The organism is Allobosea sp. Tri-44 (assembly GCF_004123845.1).
In the GTDB taxonomy this organism is placed as follows: domain Bacteria; phylum Pseudomonadota; class Alphaproteobacteria; order Rhizobiales; family Beijerinckiaceae; genus Allobosea.
In genome coordinates this window covers 763,348-782,071 of the sequence record NZ_NBDP01000003.1, presented here as the reverse complement: position 1 = coordinate 782,071, position 18,724 = coordinate 763,348, and the positions used below count along the sequence as shown (strand labels likewise).

At 66.7% G+C, this 18,724-nt stretch carries 15 protein-coding genes; 4 read left to right on the top strand and 11 right to left on the bottom strand.

Annotated features, from left to right (window positions below):
- The first annotated feature begins 74 nt into the window (after positions 1–74).
- Complete coding sequence (gene lexA / locus B6S44_RS03770) at positions 75–806, top strand: transcriptional repressor LexA (protein ID WP_129155389.1); 732 nt, start codon at positions 75–77, stop codon at positions 804–806.
- Here the strand turns inward: lexA and B6S44_RS03765 are convergent.
- Positions 800–3,061 carry a ComEC/Rec2 family competence protein gene (locus B6S44_RS03765; RefSeq protein ID WP_164985711.1) on the bottom strand — a complete coding sequence of 754 codons (2,262 nt, stop codon included), beginning with the start codon at positions 3,059–3,061 and terminating at the stop codon, positions 800–802. The two genes, lexA and B6S44_RS03765, sit on opposite strands and share 7 nt — an antisense overlap.
- A 171-nt stretch (positions 3,062–3,232) precedes the next feature.
- Between B6S44_RS03765 and gltX the strand changes: the two genes are divergently transcribed.
- The 3 genes from gltX to B6S44_RS03750 all read left to right on the top strand — a co-directional run bounded on the left by gltX (position 3,233) and on the right by B6S44_RS03750 (position 7,350).
- A complete protein-coding gene (gltX, locus tag B6S44_RS03760; RefSeq protein WP_129155387.1) occupies positions 3,233–4,651 on the top strand; it encodes a glutamate--tRNA ligase in 1,419 nt (472 codons plus the stop codon).
- A 271-nt stretch (positions 4,652–4,922) separates the two neighbouring features.
- Positions 4,923–6,212: a citrate synthase gene (gene gltA, locus B6S44_RS03755; RefSeq protein ID WP_129155386.1), complete on the top strand. Its 1,290-nt coding sequence runs from the start codon at positions 4,923–4,925 to the stop codon at positions 6,210–6,212.
- 142 nt (positions 6,213–6,354) lie between these two features.
- On the top strand, positions 6,355–7,350 hold the full coding sequence (locus B6S44_RS03750; protein WP_129155385.1) for a Bug family tripartite tricarboxylate transporter substrate binding protein: 996 nt from the start codon (positions 6,355–6,357) through the stop codon (positions 7,348–7,350).
- Positions 7,351–7,353: 3 nt separating this feature from the next.
- Here B6S44_RS03750 and lpxB read toward each other — a convergent pair whose 3' ends face one another.
- The 10 genes from lpxB to B6S44_RS03700 form a co-directional block, all read right to left on the bottom strand.
- On the bottom strand, positions 7,354–8,529 hold the full coding sequence (gene lpxB, locus B6S44_RS03745; protein WP_129155384.1) for a lipid-A-disaccharide synthase: 1,176 nt from the start codon (positions 8,527–8,529) through the stop codon (positions 7,354–7,356).
- Positions 8,526–9,395, bottom strand: a complete 870-nt coding sequence (locus B6S44_RS03740; protein ID WP_129155383.1) for an LpxI family protein — start codon at positions 9,393–9,395, stop codon at positions 8,526–8,528. The genes lpxB and B6S44_RS03740 overlap by 4 nt, the downstream gene beginning before the upstream one ends.
- Positions 9,392–10,201, bottom strand: a complete 810-nt coding sequence (lpxA, locus tag B6S44_RS03735; RefSeq protein ID WP_129155594.1) for an acyl-ACP--UDP-N-acetylglucosamine O-acyltransferase — start codon at positions 10,199–10,201, stop codon at positions 9,392–9,394. Before lpxA ends, B6S44_RS03740 begins: the two co-directional genes overlap by 4 nt.
- A 52-nt stretch (positions 10,202–10,253) precedes the next feature.
- Complete coding sequence (fabZ, locus tag B6S44_RS03730; protein ID WP_110489539.1) at positions 10,254–10,712, bottom strand: 3-hydroxyacyl-ACP dehydratase FabZ; 459 nt, start codon at positions 10,710–10,712, stop codon at positions 10,254–10,256.
- Positions 10,713–10,804: 92 nt separating this feature from the next.
- Entirely contained in the window at positions 10,805–11,869 is a 1,065-nt protein-coding gene (lpxD, locus tag B6S44_RS03725; RefSeq protein ID WP_129155382.1) for a UDP-3-O-(3-hydroxymyristoyl)glucosamine N-acyltransferase, read from the bottom strand.
- Positions 11,870–11,905: 36 nt separating this feature from the next.
- Positions 11,906–14,443, bottom strand: coding sequence for an outer membrane protein assembly factor BamA (gene bamA, locus B6S44_RS03720; RefSeq protein ID WP_465246080.1), 2,538 nt, complete (start codon positions 14,441–14,443; stop codon positions 11,906–11,908).
- 307 nt (positions 14,444–14,750) lie between these two features.
- Positions 14,751–15,899, bottom strand: coding sequence for an RIP metalloprotease RseP (gene rseP, locus B6S44_RS03715; protein ID WP_129155381.1), 1,149 nt, complete (start codon positions 15,897–15,899; stop codon positions 14,751–14,753).
- A gap of 22 nt (positions 15,900–15,921) precedes the next feature.
- The gene (dxr, locus tag B6S44_RS03710) at positions 15,922–17,103 is read right to left on the bottom strand and encodes a 1-deoxy-D-xylulose-5-phosphate reductoisomerase (RefSeq protein WP_129155380.1); all 1,182 of its coding nucleotides are present in this window, start codon (positions 17,101–17,103) and stop codon (positions 15,922–15,924) included.
- 7 nt (positions 17,104–17,110) lie between these two features.
- Complete coding sequence (locus B6S44_RS03705; protein WP_129155379.1) at positions 17,111–17,929, bottom strand: phosphatidate cytidylyltransferase; 819 nt, start codon at positions 17,927–17,929, stop codon at positions 17,111–17,113.
- On the bottom strand, positions 17,926–18,687 hold the full coding sequence (locus B6S44_RS03700) for an isoprenyl transferase (protein ID WP_129155378.1): 762 nt from the start codon (positions 18,685–18,687) through the stop codon (positions 17,926–17,928). The genes B6S44_RS03705 and B6S44_RS03700 overlap by 4 nt, the downstream gene beginning before the upstream one ends.
- Positions 18,688–18,724: the final 37 nt, after the last annotated feature.

Here is an 18,724-nt window from a genome sequence, read left to right as displayed (position 1 = left end):
GCGGAACACAAGGCGAACGAGTATGGTGTTCGTGCTTTGTTTCGATTCCAGCCCGAGAGGCGAGCGGCGCGACCATGCTGACACGCAAACAGTTTGAACTGCTTCGCTTCATCCATGAGCGCCTGCGCGAATCCGGGGTGCCGCCCTCCTTCGACGAGATGAAGGACGCGCTCGACCTGCGCTCCAAATCCGGCATCCACCGCCTGATCATGGCGCTGGAGGAGCGCGGATTCATTCGCCGGCTTCCGAACCGGGCCCGCGCCCTCGAAGTCATCAAGATGCCGGACGGCATCGGCGGACCGCAGGCGCAGCGCGCCCGCTTCAGCCCCTCCATCGTCCAGGGCGGGCTCGGCCAGACCCCGCCCGCTCCTGCCGCGACCCTGGCGAAGCCGCGCCCCACGGGCGCCGAGGAAAGCGGGCGCGCCACCGTCTCGATCCCGGTCATGGGCCGGATCGCGGCCGGCACGCCGATCTCGGCGATCCAGGATCGCAGCCACAGCGTGTCCATGCCCGCCGACATGCTTGGCGGCGGCGAGCATTACGCGCTGGAAGTCCGCGGCGATTCGATGATCGAAGCCGGCATCCTCGACGGCGATACCGTCGTGATCCGCAAGCAGGACAGCGCCAATACCGGCGACATCATCGTCGCCCTGATCGACGACGAGGAGGCGACACTGAAGCGGCTGCGCAAGCGTGGCTCCTCGATCGCTCTCGAGGCCGCCAACCCGGCCTATGAGACGCGCGTGCTCGGGCCGGACCGGGTCAAGATCCAGGGCCGCCTCGTCAACCTGATGCGGCGCTACTGAAGCGCTTCGATATCCTGTGACGGCTCCGCAACCACGGGGGTCGGCGTAGGAGCGGATTCGGGAGCAGGCCGTGTCTCCGGCCGTGCGCGCGTCCAGGGGCGCAGGCGCGCAGCCTCGTCGGCCGTATAGGCGCGCCAGCCGCCGCGAGCCGCGTGATAGGCGGTCGCGCCGTCACGGATCAGCGCGCTGCGGTCGATCAATCGGGCTGCGCAAGGCGCGCTCCAATAGAGCGACGTCACCACGAGATCGGCGCGCTGGCAATCCTCGACCAGCGCGATGCGGTCGCGCGTATAGGCGACGCTGCGGCCGTCCGGCAGGCGGATGACGCAGCCGCGCGCATCGCAGGCAGCGCCTTCCCGCAAGGCCGCATCATCCGGCAAGCGCGCATCGCCATCGGCATGCAGCCATTGTGTCAGCACGAAGCGGCTCGGCTTGCCCGCGAGCACCATCTTCCCCTCCGGTCCACGTACCAACACGCCGGAACCGTCGCGCTCGATCAGGATGTCAGGCCGCGACGGGGCCGAGGCCAGCGCCAGCCCGCCGACCAACGGTACGGCAGCGAGGAACCGCAACGCCGTCGTCCATAAAGTCAGCCAGAGCAGCGACAGCGAGAACAGGATCAGGGCGAGCGAGCCGAAGGCCGGCAGCACGATGGTCGAACGATCGATGCCGGCGACCCAATGGGCGAGCTGGAGCACGAGGCCAGAGGCCCAGCCCATCAGCGCCCAGGCCGGCCAGTCGAGCCCGAACGGATAGGCGAGCACGCCGAAGACGGCGGCCGGCATCACGATCAGCGAGACGAAGGGCAGCGCCAGCGCATTGCCGAGCAGGCCGAACGGGTTGAAGGTCTGGAAATGGAAGACGCCATAGGGCGCCGTTGCCGCGGTCGCGACCATGGTCGTAGTCACGATACCCACGGCCGAGAGCCAGAGCGGGCGCAGCGGCCAGGGCCAGGATGCGGCAGCGGCGTCGGGCGGGCGCTCCTGCCAGCGCTCGGCGAAGGCGATCAAAGCCGCGACCGCCCCGAACGACATCTGGAAACTCGGGCCGAGCACGGCCTCGGGCTCGCGCAGCAGCACGATGATCGCAGCGAGCGCAAGATTGCGCATGGAGAGCGCCGGCCGGTCGACCAGGATCGCCCCCAGCATCACCAGCGTCATGATCAGCGAGCGCACGGTCGCCACCTCGGCGCCGGAGAAGACGCAATAGGCGGTCGCACCGGCCATGGCTGCGAGTGCCGCGAGCTTCTTCACCGGCCAGTAGAGCGCCGCCGTCTGCGAGAGTGCGAGCAGCGCCCGCGCCAGCCAGAAGATCGTCCCAGCGGCGAGCACCATGTGCAGGCCGGAGATCGAGACGATGTGGTAGATGCCCGCGGCGCGCAGGTCGTTGTTGGTTGCTTCGCTGATCAGCCCACGCTTGCCGGTGACCAGCGCCGCCGCCATCGCCCCCGCCTGCCCGCCGCCACTCGTCGCGATGCGTTCGGTCAGCGCGTTGCGGGCCTGGTCGATCGCGACCGCCAAGGCGAGCCGGCGCGGCATCTGGATCGGCGCCGGCGCGAGCGTGATCTTGCCGGCAATGCTGCCGACGGCCCCGACGCCCTGGAAAAAGGCGTCGCGGGCAAAATCATAGCCGCCGGGGCGCGCCGGGCCGGGCGGCGGCAACAGGCGCGCCGTCGCGCTGATATGGTCGCCGGGCTTCAGCGTCGTCACCGGCGTGGTGACGCGCACCCGCCGCGGTCTCTGCGCGGCCTCGATGCCCGGCAGGTCCGTGACCTGGACGACGATCCGCACGCCCTTGTCGCGTTGCTCCAGCGCCTCGACGAAGCCGGTGAGCTTGCCGACATGGTTCCGCGTCAGCGCAGGCGCGGCGATGCCGGCAGTTCGCCAGGCAGCCGCTGCGAAACCGGCGAAGATGGCCGCAGCTGCGATGCAGACCGCCATGACGGCACGGCGGCGGCGCGTCAGCCACCCGGCGAGCGCGCACAGCGTCAGCCCGGCCAGCGGCGCGGCCAGCCCCGGTTCACGATCGGCCAGGAAATAGAGCAGCACGCCGGCGCCCATGCAGACCGGCAGCCAGTTGAACAGACGTCGCCGCTCGACCTCGGTTTCGAGGGCCCGGCGAAACCGACCGCCCCATTCGTGCAACGGCAAGGCTGCTGGCCAGGCGAAGCCGCCGACGCGCCGCAGCCGCGCCGGCAAGGCCAGCACGCCGGCACGTCCCCTGCTACGGCGCTCTTCTGGCCCGTAGGAGAGCATCCGACCCCCCGTCGCCACCGCGCGAATGGTGAGCCCGTCCCCACAGGAGGCTCTTAACGGCGGCTGGCAAGGCATGTTACAGCGGCCGCGCCGGATGTCAGCCCCGGCCGAGGCCCGCATTGCAGCCCGCCCTCGCCTTTTTGCCTGCCCGTTCCCCCGGAGCCTGTTTTCATGAGCGATACGGTCGTCACGCGCTTCGCGCCGTCGCCAACCGGATTCCTGCACATTGGCGGTGCCCGCACCGCGCTGTTCAACTGGCTCTATGCCCGCCGCCATGGCGGCAAGATGCTGCTGCGCATCGAGGACACCGATCGCGAACGTTCGACCGAGGGTGCAATCGCCGCGATCCTCGACGGCCTCGCCTGGCTCGGCCTCGATTGGGACGGGCAGACCGTCTACCAATTCCAGCGCGCGGCGCGCCATCGCGAGGTCGCCGAGCAGATGCTCGCAGCCGGCAAAGCCTACTACTGCTATGCGACGCCGCAGGAGCTCGAGGCGGAGCGCGAAGCGGCGCGCGCCGAGGGCAAGCAGTGGCGTTATGACGGACGCTGGCGCGACCGCGACCCGTCAACGGCGCCCGAAGGCGTCAAGCCGGTGATCCGCCTCAAGGCCGAGCAGACCGGAGAGACCGTGGTCGAGGACGAGGTCCAAGGCCGCGTCACCTGGCAGAACGAGAACCTCGACGATCTCGTGCTGCTGCGCTCGGACGGCAATCCGACCTATATGCTCGCCGTGGTCGTCGACGATCACGACATGGGTATCACCCATATCATCCGCGGCTCGGACCACCTGACCAATGCCGCGCGGCAGACCCAGATCTACCAGGCGCTCAGCTGGACCGTGCCGAGCATGTCGCACATTCCGCTGATCCACGGGGCCGATGGCGCCAAGCTGTCGAAGCGGCACGGCGCGCTCGGCATCGAAGCCTATCGCTCGATGGGCTATCTGCCGGTCGCGCTGCGCAACTATCTGCTGCGCCTCGGCTGGAGCCATGGCGACCAGGAGATATTCTCGCCCGAGGAGATGATCTCGCTGTTCAATCTCTCTTCGATCGGCCGCTCGCCGGCGCGCTTCGACTACGCCAAGCTCGAGAACCTCAATGGCCTCTATATGCGCGAGGCTAAGGATCACGAATTGATGACGGCGCTGAAGGCGATCTGGTCGGAGATCGGCCCGCCCCGCGGCATCGGTACAGAGCCGACCGCGGAACTGGAAGCCAAGCTGATGGCCGCGATGCCCGGCCTGAAGGAGCGCGCCAAGACGCTGATCGAACTGATCGACAGCGCATCCTATCTCTATGCCCAGCGGCCTCTGGCGCTCGAGCCGAAAGCCGCCGCTTTGCTTGACGATGCAGCCCGGCAGCGTATGCCCAAGCTGGCGGAAAAGCTCTCGGCGGTTGCCGACTGGGCTCCGCCGCCACTGGAGAGCGCGATCCGCGACTTCGCTGAGGAGAGCGGCGTCAAGCTTGGCCAGGTGGCGCAGCCCTTGCGTGCGGCGCTGACCGGCAAGACGACCTCGCCGGGCCTGTTCGACGTGATGGCGGTCCTCGGCCGGGACGAGGTGCTGGCGCGCCTCGCCGACGCCGCTTGAAGGCTCGCAGAAAGGCTAATGACCGCTCGGTTGAACGCCTTGCGGAATTGGTCTAGCAACGCCCCTGCGGACCGGCTGCTCCCGCTGCCGGTCCGGCATAAAAAATGCTTCAAAATCAGTCCGATGAACCCTTCCCGCTTGCCCGCCCCGACATTCCCGTCATGGAGCCGTCATCGTGGGACGTTCGGATGACGCCGGAATGCGACAGGCAGCCGGCGCGTCCGTCCGACCGGAAATATGACTGAAGAACGAGCCTGAAAGGATCGGATCCATGAGCGGAACTACCAGCCAGTTGACTGTCGAGGGCAAGGCCGTCGACATGCCGGTCAAAACGGGTTCGATCGGGCCTTCAGTCATCGACATCGGCAAGCTCTACGGCCAGACCGGGATGTTCACCTACGATCCCGGCTTCACCTCGACCGCAAGCTGCGAGTCGCAGATCACCTATATCGACGGCGACGAGGGCGTCCTGCTCTATCGCGGCTTCCCGATCGAGCAACTCGCCGAGCACGGTGACTTCCTGGAAACCTGCTATCTGCTGCTTTACGGCGAGTTGCCGACCGCTGCGCAGAAGGCGGATTTCGACTATCGCGTCACGCGCCACACCATGGTGCACGAGCAGATGGCCCGCTTCTTCCAGGGCTTCCGCCGCGATGCGCACCCGATGGCTGTGATGGTGGCCTCGGTCGGCGCCATGTCGGCCTTCTATCACGACTCGACCGACATTTCCGATCCGCAGCAGCGCATGATCGCCTCGATGCGGATGATCGCGAAGATGCCGACACTGGCGGCGATGGCCTACAAGTACACGATCGGCCAGCCCTTCGTGTATCCGCTCAACTCGCTCGACTACACCTCGAACTTCCTGCGCATGTGCTTTGCCGTGCCGGCCGAGGAGTACAAGGTCAATCCGGTGCTTTCGCGCGCGATGGACCGCATATTCATCCTGCACGCTGATCATGAGCAGAATGCTTCGACCTCGACGGTCAGGCTCGCCGGCTCGTCCGGCGCCAACCCCTTCGCCTGCATCGCGGCGGGTGTCGCCTGCCTGTGGGGCCCTGCGCATGGCGGCGCCAACGAAGCAGCGCTGAAGATGCTCGAGGAGATCGGCAGCGTCGACAACATCCCGAAATACGTCGCCAAGGCCAAGGACAAGAACGATCCGTTCCGCCTGATGGGCTTCGGCCACCGGGTCTACAAGAACTACGATCCGCGCGCCAAGATCATGCAGAAGACCACGCATGAGGTCCTGGCCGAACTCGGCGTCAAGGACGATCCGCTTCTCGACGTCGCCATGGAGCTGGAGCGCATCGCGCTGCACGACGAGTACTTCATCGAGAAGAAGCTCTATCCGAACATCGACTTCTATTCGGGCATCACCTTGAAGGCGATGGGCTTCCCGACCTCGATGTTCACGGTGCTGTTCGCGCTCGCGCGCACCGTCGGCTGGATCGCGCAGTGGAAGGAGATGATCGAGGATCCGTCCCAGCGTATCGGCCGTCCGCGCCAGCTCTACACCGGCGCACCGAAGCGCGACTACACGCCGATCGGTCGCCGCTGAAAAATGTAGATTCGAGACAAGCGAGGCCGCGACGGAACTCCGTCGCGGCCTTTATTGTTTCAGCTTATTGATGCATCTGACGCAGATGACGGTTGCGTTTGGTACGCTACAGTCGCCGACCCACAAAAGAGGTTCACCGCTCATGTCGACAACCGAAGGTCTCAGCCGCCGCGGATTCCTCGCCGGCGCCTCCGCCCTGCCCTTCGTGGGCGCGGCCGGTTCCGTGTCCGCCCAGGCGCCGTTTCCGACGCGGCCGATCTCGCTGATCGTGCCCTTCGCCGCCGGCGGCTCGACCGACATCGTCGCGCGCCTGGTCGGCCAGAAGATGGGCGAATTGCTCGGCCAGTCCTTCGTGATCGACAACCGTGCCGGCGCCGGCGGCAATATCGGCTCGACGGCCGTCGCCCGGGCCACGCCCGATGGCTATACGATTCTGATGGGCACGATCGCGACCCATGCGCTCAATCCGGCGATCCTGAAGACCGTGACCTTCGACGCCGTCAAGGACTTCACGCCGATCTCGCTGCTGGCGGTCGTGCCGAACGTCATGGTGGTGCATCCGAGCTTCCCGGCCAAGACCGTGCCGGAGGTGATCAAGCTGCTGAAGGACAACCCGGGCAAGTATTCCTACGCCTCCTCCGGCGTCGGCACGCCGCTGCATCTCTCCGGCGAGCTGTTCAAGTCGCTCGGCGGCGTCAGCATGAACCATGTGCCCTATCGCGGCGCCGGCCCGGCGCTGAACGACGTCGTTTCCGGCGCCGTGCCGATCATGTTCGACAACCTGCCTTCCTCGGCCCAGTTCATCCGCAGCGGCCAATTGCGCGCCATCGGCGTCACCACCAAGGAACGCGTCTCCTCCTTCCCGGACCTGCCGACCATCGCCGAGGGCGGGCTTGCCGGCTACGAGACCTATACATGGAACGCGCTGTTCGGCCCGGCCAATTTGCCGCGCCCGATCGTCGACAAGCTCAACGCGACCGCCAACGCGGCCGTGAAGGACCCGCATGTGAAGCAGCGCCTGGAGGATATCAGCGCCGTGATCGTCGGCTCGACACCAGAGGCACTGGGCGAGCACGTCAAGGCCGAGCTGGCGAAATGGGGACCGATCGCCAAGGCGTCCGGCGCCGTCGTCGAGTGACGACTAAGCGCTGACAGGGTCTCGAACAAGGGCGACCGCCGCATTGACGGCGTTCGCCGCCGGGCTCGGCCCGGCACTGCGCATGCTCTGCTCGACCGTCGCGAAGCCGTCGAGCTGGCGTTGGCGCGCGGGCCCTTCGGCCACTGCCGCGAGCAGCGCCTCGGCGAGCGCCTGAGGCGAAGCGTCGTCCTGGATGAATTCCGGCACCACGCTCTCGCCGATGATCAGGTTCGGCAGGATCACGGTCGGCAGTTTGATCAGGCGCCGCGCCAGCACGGCCTCCCAGCCGGCGCCTCGATAGGCTGCGACCGTCGGCACCTGTGCCAAAGCGAGTTCGAGCGTAACGGTCCCCGAGGCGGCCAGCGCCGCTCGAGCCTGCCGGAATGCCGCCAGCTTCGCCGGCTCGCCGGTGACGATCTCCGGCTTGATGCGCCAGTCGGCGCTGAGCGCCGCGATCTCCTCAGCCAGACGCGGCACGGCGGGAAGTATGAAACGAGCCTGCGGCAGCCGCTCGGCGACCAATGCGATCGCCTCGCCAAAGGGCGGCATCAGGTGCCGGATCTCCGAGCGTCGGCTGCCGGGCAAGACCAGGATCGTCGGCGCCGCCGCATCATCACGCTGCGCAGCTTCGCTCGGACCGGGCCGGTAAGCCTCCAGCCGCTCGATCAGCGGATGGCCGACATAGACGGTCTCGGGTCCACCGAGGCGCGCCAACGCGGCCGGCTCGAAGGGCAGCAGCGCCAGGATCCGGTCGACATGCGGGCGCATGCGCTTTGCCCGCCCCTGGCGCCAGGCCCAAACGCTGGGGCAGACCCAGTGCGCAATCGGCACGGCAGGCGCAAGCCGCCTCACCTTCTTGGCGACGCGCACGCTGAAATCGGGCGCATCGATGGTGAGCATCAGGTCGGGCTTGAAGGCTGCGGCGGCGTGCGCTGCATCCGACATCCGGCGTAGCAGCAATGGCAGGCGCGCCACCACCGGACCGAAGCCCATCACGGCGATGTCCTCCTGCGGGAAGACGCTCTGCAGCCCCTCGACGATCAGTGCCTCGCCGCCGACACCCGACAACTCGAGCGGCCGCTTGCCCAGTACCTCGCGTAGCCGAGCCACGAAGCGCGCGCCGAGTGCATCGCCCGATGCTTCGCCAGCAATGATGAAGAGTCTGAATGGGCGGGTCACGCCACGCCCTCGATGAACAGGCCTGCCGCGTCCGCGAGCGTCGCAAGCCGATCTCGGTCCCCGATCAGAACGCTGCCGGCCCTGATCGCGATACCGGCGAGACCTGCGGCCGCCACGCGCGCCACCGTGTCCGGACCGATCGCCGGCATATCGACCCGTAGGTCCTGCCCGAGCTTCGGCGTCTTGATGAGGACGCCATCGCCCTTGCCCGGCTTGAGGCGCCCGGCCTGGACGAGCCCGGCAACACGCTCGATCATCGCATCGGTGCCTTCGGCCGCCTCGACGGCGACGACACGATGGTCGGCGACGATCGCGGCTTGGCCGATGTCGAACGGCGAGAGCGCAGCGAGCAGATTGAAGCCGGTCGCGATCGCTTCACGCGCGATCGGCGACGGCTTGTGGCGTCCCAGCGTGCCAACAGGCGCAACGAGATCGGGCGCAACATCGGCCGGTCCGAGCACGCGCAGCCCCTGCCCCTCGAAAAAGGTGACGACGCCGCGCAGCAGGTGATCATCGCCGCCCTGGAAGGCTCGTGCGAAATGCGGCAGGTATTTCAGCGTCGACAGTTCCGGCGCCAGCGCACCGAAGCTCGGCCGCGGCAAGGCGCCGACCATGACGATCTCGTCGATCTTGCGGCGCTTGATCTCGTCGAGGAAACGCCCGAGCTGACCCAGACGGTATTCCTTGGCGTCGTAGGCAGCATAATCGTCCGGCTCACCCGCGCCTGAGAGCACGGCGACATAGACGCTCGCCCCCTGCGCAGCGGCGGCGCTCGCAACCCGCAACGGATATTCGCCACGGCCGGCCAGGACGGCGATACGCCGACCCTGCGGCCGGCCAGTTGCGTCGGCCGGCCCTGTACTCACCGCTCGGGCGCGTTCACGTCGCGTGGCACCGAAATCCCCCGGTCGCCGCCGGCACGGATGAAGTCGAGGATCTCATGGATCAGCGGATGCTCGGCGAACTCGGCAGCGACATCTTCGACCCGCTCGGACAGCGTGCCCTCGTCGGCAAAGAGGAGGCGGTAGGCGCGGCGCAATTCGTGAATCTGCTCGCGCGAGAAGCCGCGGCGCCTGAGGCCGACGAGGTTGAGGCCGGCAAGATGAGCCGGATTGTCGCGCACCATCCCGAACGGGATGACGTCGAGCAGGACACCGGAGCCGCCGCCTATGAAGGCGTGATCGCCGATCCGAACGAACTGCTGCAGGCCGGTACCACCGCTGACGATGACGAAATCGCCGACGGTCACATGCCCGGCGCACATCACATTGTTGGAGAAGATGACATTGTTGCCGATGATGCTGTCATGGCCGACATGGGAGTTGGCCAGGAACAGCCCGCGATCACCGACGACGGTCTTCATGCCGCCGCCTTCGGTGCCCGGATTCATCGTCACGCCTTCGCGGATCACGCAATCGGCGCCAATTGTCAGCGTCGACGGCTCACCCTTGTATTTCAGGTCCTGCGGCGGATGGCCGATCGAGGCGAAAGGATAGATCTTGGTGCGCGGACCGATCGTCGTGAGGCCTGCGACTACGACATGGCTGATCAGCTCGACGCCGTCACCAAGGGTGACATCCGGGCCAATTGTACAGAACGGGCCGATCTTGACGCCCGCGCCCAGCTTGGCAGACGGGTCGACGATCGCCATCGGGTGGATCGAGGTGCTCATGGCGGAATCCTGCGTCTGGCCGGGAACGGGAGCGTGCATCGCGATCTCCCCGCTACACGACCATCGCCGACAGTTCGGCCTCGGCGACGAGCACGCCGTCGACCCTGGCCTCGCCGCGATAGAACCAGATATTGCGCTTATGCGCCCGCTTGGTGAGGTGGAAGCGCAGCGTGTCGCCCGGAACGACAGGCTTGCGGAACTTCGCCTTGTCGATCGTGGTGAACAGCACGGTGGTGACCGCGAGATCGTCGCTGCCACGCGCGCTGACGACGAGCACACCCGCTGTCTGCGCCATGGCCTCGATCATCAGCACGCCGGGAAAGACCGGCCGGCCCGGGAAGTGCCCGGTGAACTGCGGCTCGTTGAAAGTGACGTTCTTGATGCCGACGCCGGATGCATCCCCGTCGATCTCGACGACCTTGTCGACCAGCAGGAACGGGTAGCGATGCGGGATGCAGGCCATGATCTTCTGAATATCGGCCACGCCGAGCGCTTTCGTCGCATCCGTCATCGTGTCGTTTCTCCTCGGACGCCCGCGGCCGACGCGGGGCGTTCGCCACCACCCGTCATGAAAAGCTGGTTTTGCCGGAAGCCGGCGTGAGATCAAGCGTTTTCGCCGCCAGCCGGGCCTTTGCCGCGTTTGGCGACCAATTGCTTGAGCAATGCGGCTTCGCGCGCCCAGCTCAGTGCCGGCTGCGCAGGATAGCCCCCATAGCGCGCGCCACGCGGGACGTCGCCGGCGACACCGCTCTGCGCCGCGATCTGCGCGCCCATCCCGATCGTCAGATGCCCCGCCAATCCGACCTGCCCGCCCAGCACGACAAAGTCCTCGAGCGTGCTGGAACCGGCGATGCCGACCTGCGAGACGATGACGCAATGCCGGCCTATTACGCAGTTGTGCCCGATCTGAACGAGATTATCGATCTTCGTGCCTTCGCCGATCACCGTGTCACGGCTGGCGCCGCGATCGATCGTCGTGTTGGCGCCGATCTCGACATCGTCCTGGATGATGACGCGGCCGACCTGCGGCACCTTCATGTGCCCCTTCGGCCCCATGGCGAAGCCGAAGCCATCCTGGCCGATCCGTGCGCCGGGATGGATGATGACGCGGTTGCCGATCAGCGCCGCCTGTAGCGTCGAGCCGGCTCCGACAGCACATTGCCGCCCGATCCGGACCTGCGGACCGATCACGGCATGTGGGCCGATCACGGTGCCGGCGCCGATCTCGGCGCCGGGGCCGATCACCGCGCCGGGATCGACGGTGACATCGGCCTCGAGCTTTGCCGTCGCATGCACGAAGGCGCCTGGTGCAACGCCGGCCGAGCCGAACATCGAGCCTGGCCGCAATGCCTGCGGATGGAAGACCGAGAGCAGCTTGGCGAAGGCATGGTAGGGCGCCGGCGTGACCAGGGCGACCGTCCCGGCCGGCACGCGTGCGGCAAAACGTGGTGACACGAAGCAGAGCGCGGCCGAGGTCGCGGCCAGCGCTTCGACGTATTTTGGATTGTCCATATAGGCGGCATCGCTGCCGCCGGCCGTCTCTAGCGGCGCCACGCCCTCGATCCGGCGCTCCGGATCGACGCCCTCCGGCAAGGCGGTGCCCGACAAGGAAGCGACCTCGCTGAAGGACAGCGAGGTCGCGATCGGAAAGAAACTGGGATCTGCCATAAGATGGTCCGTTGCGGGGCGCGTGCGCCCCGCCGGTCAGAAGCGGGCGCCGCCCGAGAAGCGGAAGGCCTGCGTCCGGTCGCCGCCGAACTTGCCGGTGATGGTCTGGCCGTTCGGAAGGACCGCCGTGCCGAACTGGCCATCGTCCTTCGACAGGGCGTAGGCGTAGTCGAAACGGATCGGGCCGAGCGGCGACTGCCAGAGTAAGCTCACGCCGACCGACGAGCGGATGATGTTCTTGTCGCGCACGCAGGCCACGTTGCTCTGGAAGCCCGAGACGATCGCAACGTTGAACTGGCGTGCTTCCGAACCTGCAGGGCAGGCGCCGAAGTTGGGGTTGGTGACCGACTTCGAGCCGCCGTCATAGTTGAACAGCGTGCCCGCGTCGGCGAAGACCGCACCCTTCAGGCCGAGATCGCGCGGCAGACCGAAGATCGGGAACTGCACTTCGAGCGAGCCACCGAAATAGGTGGTGCCGCCGAGCGCGTTGCCGGTCGGGTCGTTGAGCACGTCGCGCGGGCCGATGCCGGAGGGCGCGAAACCGCGCACCAGTGTCGGGCCGAGGAAGTAGTGGTCGATCATGCGCAGGTCGTCGCCGGTCGCCTGAACGTGACCGGCCTGAACGCGCGCAATGCCGACGAAGTCCTCGAGGAACTCGCGATAGTAGCGCGCATCGGCACTGACGCGCAGGAACTTCGAATCGCCGCCGACGCCGGCGAACTCCGGCTTGATCTCAGCGATGAAGCCGTTGCGCGGGCTCTGGTAGTTGTCGAGCGAGTTGTAGTTGAAGTTCAGGCCGACCAGCGAGGTCAGCGTCGTGCCCTGCGCTTCCTTGACCGCGACTGTCGCTTCGCCGTTCGTCAAGCAGTTGAACGCGGTCGACGCGGGGGTCCCGGTCAACGTGCCGGGCGTGATACCCTCGAGCGGGACGCTACAGTCGTTGTACGGCTTGGAGTAGGAGTTCGGGATCTTGATCTCGGTCGTGTAGATCGAATAGCGCGGCGTGATCGAGAACTCTTCGGTGATCGGGAAGGAGAAACGGACCTGACCACCGGTCACACGGCTCTCGAAATAGCCGACATTGGTGTTGTCGTTGAACTTCGAGAACAGATCGAAGCCGGCCGCGATGCGGTGACCGAGGAAGTAGGGCTCGGTGAACGAGAAGTCGATGCCCTGGGTACGTTGGCCCATCGTGCCGGCAATACGGACATACTGGCCGCGGCCGAGGAAGTTCGACTCCGACAGCGAGACCTCGCCGATGATGCCGTCCGAGGTCGAGTAACCGCCGGCGACCGAGAACGAACCCGTCGCCTTGTCCTCGACGTCGATGTTGACGACCACGCGGTCGGGCGCGCTGCCTGGCTCGTTGGTGATGCGAACCTTGTTGAAGAAGCCGAGATTGTTGAGGCGGCGCTCGGCCCGGTCAACGAAGACCTTGTTGTAGGCATCGCCTTCGCCAAGATCGAGCTCGCGGCGGACGACATAGTCGCGGGTGCGGGTATTGCCGCGCACATTGATGCGCTCGACATAGACCCGCGGCCCTTCCTCGACCACATAGGTGATGCCGATCTGCTGACCGGCTGCATCGCGCTCGCCGCGCGGGCGGACCTGCGCGAAGGCATAGCCGCGCTTCGCCACCTCGGTGGTCAGGGTGACCAGCGAACGCTCGACCGCCTCGGCATTGTAGGTATCGCCGGCGGAGGTGTTGACCAGCGACTGCAGAGCAGCCGGATCGACGTCGCGCAGACGAGAATCGACCGAGACGTTGCCGACCCTGTACTGCGGACCTTCATCGACCGCGACGTCGACGACCCAGCCGCCGGCCGCATCGTCGAAGCGCGCATCGCTCGAAACGATCCGGAAGTCGGCATAGCCGTTCTTCAGGTAATAGCGGCGAACCAGCTCGAGATCGGAATTGATCCGGTCCGGATCGTAGACATCGGAGGTCTTGATCCAGCTCAGGAAGTTCGACTCGGTCGAGGTCATCAGGCCGCGCAGGCGCGACGAGGAATAGGCGCCGTTGCCGGCGAAGTTGATCGACTTGATGCCGGTCTTGCCGCTCTCCACGACCGTGAAGACCACGTCCGAACGGCCGTTCGGCAGCGGCTGGATACGACCGCTGATCGTGGCCAGGCCGTAGCCGGCGCGGCGATAGACTTCCTTGAGGCGCTCGACGTCGGCATCGATGAGCTGCTGGCTCAGCGGGCCGCGGGCCTTGGACTGGACCTGGCCGAGCAGGACATCGCCCTTCAGGCGACGGTTACCCTCGAAGGCAACGCGATTGATCGTATCGTTCTCCTGGACAGAGACGACGGTCTGCGCGCCGCGGCGGCTGACCTGAACGTTGGAGAACAAGCCGGTCGCCATGAGATTCTGGCGAATCTCCTGCGGGTTGCTCGAGCCCTGCCCTGTCACATAGGAGCGGATCGTCTCCGCATCGACACGACGGTTGCCTTGGACAAGTACGGACTGCGCGAACACCACGCTACCGCTGACGGCCACCATGATGGCCGCAAGTCCGACTGATCGAGAGAGCCGCATGCGCAAGGACCGGCTCTGAAGCGTCGACGTCATCGGGTCGCCTATTCCATTCTTTGGGTCGCCACCCCGAATAAGGGGGACCCCGCTACGGGCGAGGCTCGGCGACATTGAAGACCAAACGCTTCTACAAAGTTTCCCGCGGGGTGCAAACCGCCATTGTCGTTAACAAAAGATTTTTGCGGAGGTCGTTGCCGGGAGGCCACGCGCACAGCCGAGAAAACCGGGTCACGTGACGAAAACGGGCCATAAAAAGCCATAATCCATAGCGCGCAGCGGCCTTGGCGATGACCGCCGTCAGCCCGGTGCAAGCTAGTTTGCACCAACAGCGACAGCCGCGTTGTCAGAGCAGCGAACGGACATGGACGAGGTCGTTCCAGGTCACGAACAGCATCAGCATCAGGACGAGTCCCAGGCCGAATCGGAAGCCGATCTCCTGAGCCCTTTCGCTCAGTGGTTTTCCGCGCAGCGCCTCGATGGCATAGAACAGTAGATGGCCACCATCGAGCATCGGTACCGGAAACAGATTCATCAGCCCGATCGAAACCGACAGCAGCGCCGCCAGATTGATCAGCGCCAGGAGACCGCCGCTGGAGGCGACCATGCCCGAGACCTGGGCGATGCGGATCGGCCCCGACAACTGGTCGGTCGATTCCTTACCCTTGATCAGCTTGGCGATGTAGTCATAGGTCCGCTCGACCACGAACCAGGTCTCGCTCATGCCGAGCAGGACGGATTCGCCCAGGCTGAAATGCTGGGTCGACCAGTCCTCCGGCTTCGCCGACGCCTGCACGCCGATGATCCCCAGCCTCTGCTTGCCGAGTGGCGACGAGGTTTCGACGAGATCGGGCGTCACCGAGAGGGCGATCGTGGCGCCTCGACGCTCGACAGTCACGGGCAGGGTTTCACCAGGCCGGATCGAGATCGCACGCTGGAGATCACTGAAGCTCTTGATCTCGCGCCCATCGACCAGGCGGACCAGATCCCCGGATTGCAAACCGGCGCGCGCCGCCGCCCCGCCGACAGTGACGCTGTCGACGCGCGGAGCCAAAGTCGGCTTGCCCATGAAATACGCCGTCGCGCCGAAGATCAGGATGGCGAGCAGGAAGTTCGCGATCGGCCCTGCGGCGACGATCGCCGCTCGCTCTCCGATCGACTGGGCCGGGAATGACCGCTCGCGCTCCTCCCGGCTCATTCCGACGAGCGCATCGCCGTCGGGCGAGCTGGCCGCATCGGCATCGCCCGAGAACTTGACGTAGCCACCGAGCGGAATCAGCGCGAAGCGCCAGCGCGTGCCGTGCCGGTCGTTGAAGCCGAACAGCTCGCGGCCGAAACCGATCGAGAACGTCTTCACATCGACGCCGCACCAGCGACCGACCAGGAAATGGCCGAGCTCGTGCACGAATACGACGAGCGTGAGGACGAACAGGAACGGCAGCAGATAGCCAAGCAGGAAGCTGCCCGCGTGCCAAACCGATCCGAATATATCCATAAAACTCTCCCGGCTTCCGTCACTAAGTGACAGTGAAGCGGCCTCCGGACAAGAGCGCGCGCGTCCGGTTTCTCGCATCGTGGTCAACAGCGAGGGCCTCTGCGACGTCCGCTGGCGGCGGCATTGGCGCGCCTGCCGCCTGCGCGCAGACGGCTTCGACCAGCGCCGGAATCGCCGGAAAGCCAATCCGCCCGGCGAGGAAAGCCTCGACGGCGATCTCGTTGGCGGCGTTCAGCACGGCCGGCATGGCGCCCCCTTCCGCAAGGGCCGCGATGGCGAGACGCAATGCCGGGAAGCGGACGAGATCGGGACGCTCGAAAGCGAGCGGGCCGGCCGCGACCAGATCGAGGAAGCGGCTCGGCGGCGCATCGAGCCGGCCGTCGATCCCGAGGCAATGGGCTGCCGCCACGCGCATGTCCGGCACCGCCATGCCGGCGCTGACCGAGCCGTCGCGAAAGGTGACGAGGCCGTGCACGATCTGCTGCGGATGGACCAGCACCTCCAGTTGCTCGGCGCCGAGCCCAAACAGGAACGAGGCTTCGATCAGCTCAAGCCCCTTGTTCATCATGCTGGCCGAGTCGACCGTGATCTTGGCACCCATCGCATAGTTCGGATGGGCCAGCGCCTGCTCGGGCGTTGCACTCGCGATCCGCTCGGCCGACCAGGTCCGGAACGGGCCGCCGGAGGCGGTCAGCGTCATCGCGCGGACTGCCGAAATCGGCTCGGCTCCCAGCACCTGGAACAGGGCGTTGTGCTCGGAATCCAGCGGCAGCATGCGGGTGCCGACCGCCCTCGCCCGTGCCATCACCGCAGCTCCGGCGCAGACCAGGCTCTCCTTGTTGGCCAATGCGACGACACGGCCCGGTGTCAATGCGGCGAAGGTCGCCTCCAGCCCGGCTGCTCCGGAGATGGCGCTGACCACGATGTCGCTGTCGCGCCCCACCGCTTCGAGAACAGCCTCCCGGCCCGCGCCGTGGCCGATACCGCTGCCGGACAGCGCCGCGGCGAGTTCTGCGCCCTGCCCCTCGTCCGCGATCGCGGCGAAGCTTGCGCCTGTCTCGCGGGCGATCCGCGCCAGACCCGCCGCATCCCGGCCAGCGACGACTGCAGCAACCTGCAGCCGTTCCGGGTTCTCGGCGACGACGGCGCGTGTCGAGCGGCCGATGGAGCCGGTAGCTCCGAGAATGGTGACGGTGCGGCGCATCGAGTGATCAGTGTCCCAGCCGCGCCAGATAAAGCAGCAGGCCGGCGAAGACCAGCACGGCCCAATAACCGTCGAGCCGGTCAAGGAAGCCGCCATGGCCTGGAATCAGATGGCTCGAATCCTTGGCGCCGTAGCGCCGCTTGATCGCCGATTCGAACAGATCGCCTGCCTGGCTCGCAATCGAAGCGAAAAACGAGACTGCGAGCACCGGCCAGACACCCGATGGCAAACCGGGGAAGAAGAATGCCCAGACGGCGGTGCCGCACAGGGTTCCCGCCGCCGCACCACCGAACGCGCCCGACCAGGTCTTCTTCGGGCTGACGCGCGGCAGAAGCTTTGGTCCGCCCAGCGCCCGGCCGGTGAAATAGGCGGCGATGTCGGTGAGCCAGACCACCGCGAAGGTCCAGATGATCAAAGCGAGCCCGATTTCGGGCGTATCGCGCAGCGTCGGGGTCACCAGTGCGAAGCAGAGCGCGTATGCGACGCCGCAAGCTTCGAGGAGGCGCTGGTTGGCTGATTGCGTCGTCACGATCGCGCCGATCAAGCCGGCGAGCGCCGCGACGCCCGCGAGCGCTGCGCCACTCACCGGCAGGAAGCCGAGCGCGAGCCCGGCGAGGCCGACGCCGATCCCGCCGGCGACCGCGTTCCTGCGGCTGACGATAGCGAGCCATTCATAGGCGACGACGCCGGCGACGACCGTCCAGATCAGGCGGAAGGGCCAGCCTCCGAGCAAGGTGACGCCCAGCACGACAACGGCGAGCACCAGCGCCGAGACGACCCGCAGGCGAAGCTCGGATGCGCCCGCTCTGGCGCCCGTCTCATTCACGCGACCCCGACCTTGGCTTCGGCCGGCTGGCCGACGCCGCCATAGCGGCGCTCGCGGCGATGGAACTCGGCCAGCGCATCCTCGAGCGCCTTGCGGTCGAAATCGGGCCAAAGCACCGGTGTGAAGACGAATTCGGCATAAGCCGCCTGCCAAAGCAGGAAGTTCGAAATGCGGGTCTCGCCCGAGGTGCGGATCACCAGGTCCGGATCCGGCAGCGCGCCAGTGTCGAGATGCGAGGACAGCATGGCCTCGTCGATCGCCTCGGGAGCAAGCCGGCCGGCTGCCGCCTCTGTCGCAAGGCGCCGCGCTACGCGCGCGATCTCGTCGCGCGAGCCGTAGTTGAAGGCGACGACCAGGGTCAATCCGGCATTGCCTTGCGTCATGGTCTCGGCGCGTTCGACGAGGGCGCGTAGGTCGGGCGCGAGGTCCTCGCGGCTGCCGATGATGCGCACGCGCACGCCGGCCTCGTTCAGTTCGGCGAGATCGTTCTCGACGAATCGACGCAGCAGTCCCAGCAGGAAGGAGACCTCGGCCATTGGCCGGCTCCAGTTCTCGGTCGAAAACGAGTAAAGCGTCAGGACCTTGATACCGAGATCGGCAGCGTTGCGGACCGTGCGCCGCAAGGCTTCGAGGCCGCGCCGGTGCCCCTCCTGGCGCGGCAGGCCGCGCATCTGCGCCCAGCGGCCATTGCCATCCATGATGATCGCGACATGGGCCGGTGCTGGATCAGGCGCTGCCGGGCGCGGGCCATCTGACATACGAATGCCTCTTCAGGGCGACAGCCCATGCGTCGAT

Coding starts and splice junctions, on each gene's coding strand:
- lexA (WP_129155389.1), top strand. CDS start 75: ATGCTGACACGCAAACAGTTTGAACTGCTTCGCTTCATCCATGAGCGC.
- B6S44_RS03765 (WP_164985711.1), bottom strand. CDS start 3,061: ATGCTCTCCTACGGGCCAGAAGAGCGCCGTAGCAGGGGACGTGCCGGC.
- gltX (WP_129155387.1), top strand. CDS start 3,233: ATGAGCGATACGGTCGTCACGCGCTTCGCGCCGTCGCCAACCGGATTC.
- gltA (WP_129155386.1), top strand. CDS start 4,923: ATGAGCGGAACTACCAGCCAGTTGACTGTCGAGGGCAAGGCCGTCGAC.
- B6S44_RS03750 (WP_129155385.1), top strand. CDS start 6,355: ATGTCGACAACCGAAGGTCTCAGCCGCCGCGGATTCCTCGCCGGCGCC.
- lpxA (WP_129155594.1), bottom strand. CDS start 10,201: ATGAGCACCTCGATCCACCCGATGGCGATCGTCGACCCGTCTGCCAAG.
- fabZ (WP_110489539.1), bottom strand. CDS start 10,712: ATGACGGATGCGACGAAAGCGCTCGGCGTGGCCGATATTCAGAAGATC.
- lpxD (WP_129155382.1), bottom strand. CDS start 11,869: ATGGCAGATCCCAGTTTCTTTCCGATCGCGACCTCGCTGTCCTTCAGC.
- bamA (WP_465246080.1), bottom strand. CDS start 14,443: ATGACGTCGACGCTTCAGAGCCGGTCCTTGCGCATGCGGCTCTCTCGA.
- rseP (WP_129155381.1), bottom strand. CDS start 15,899: ATGGATATATTCGGATCGGTTTGGCACGCGGGCAGCTTCCTGCTTGGC.
- dxr (WP_129155380.1), bottom strand. CDS start 17,103: ATGCGCCGCACCGTCACCATTCTCGGAGCTACCGGCTCCATCGGCCGC.
- B6S44_RS03700 (WP_129155378.1), bottom strand. CDS start 18,687: ATGTCAGATGGCCCGCGCCCGGCAGCGCCTGATCCAGCACCGGCCCAT.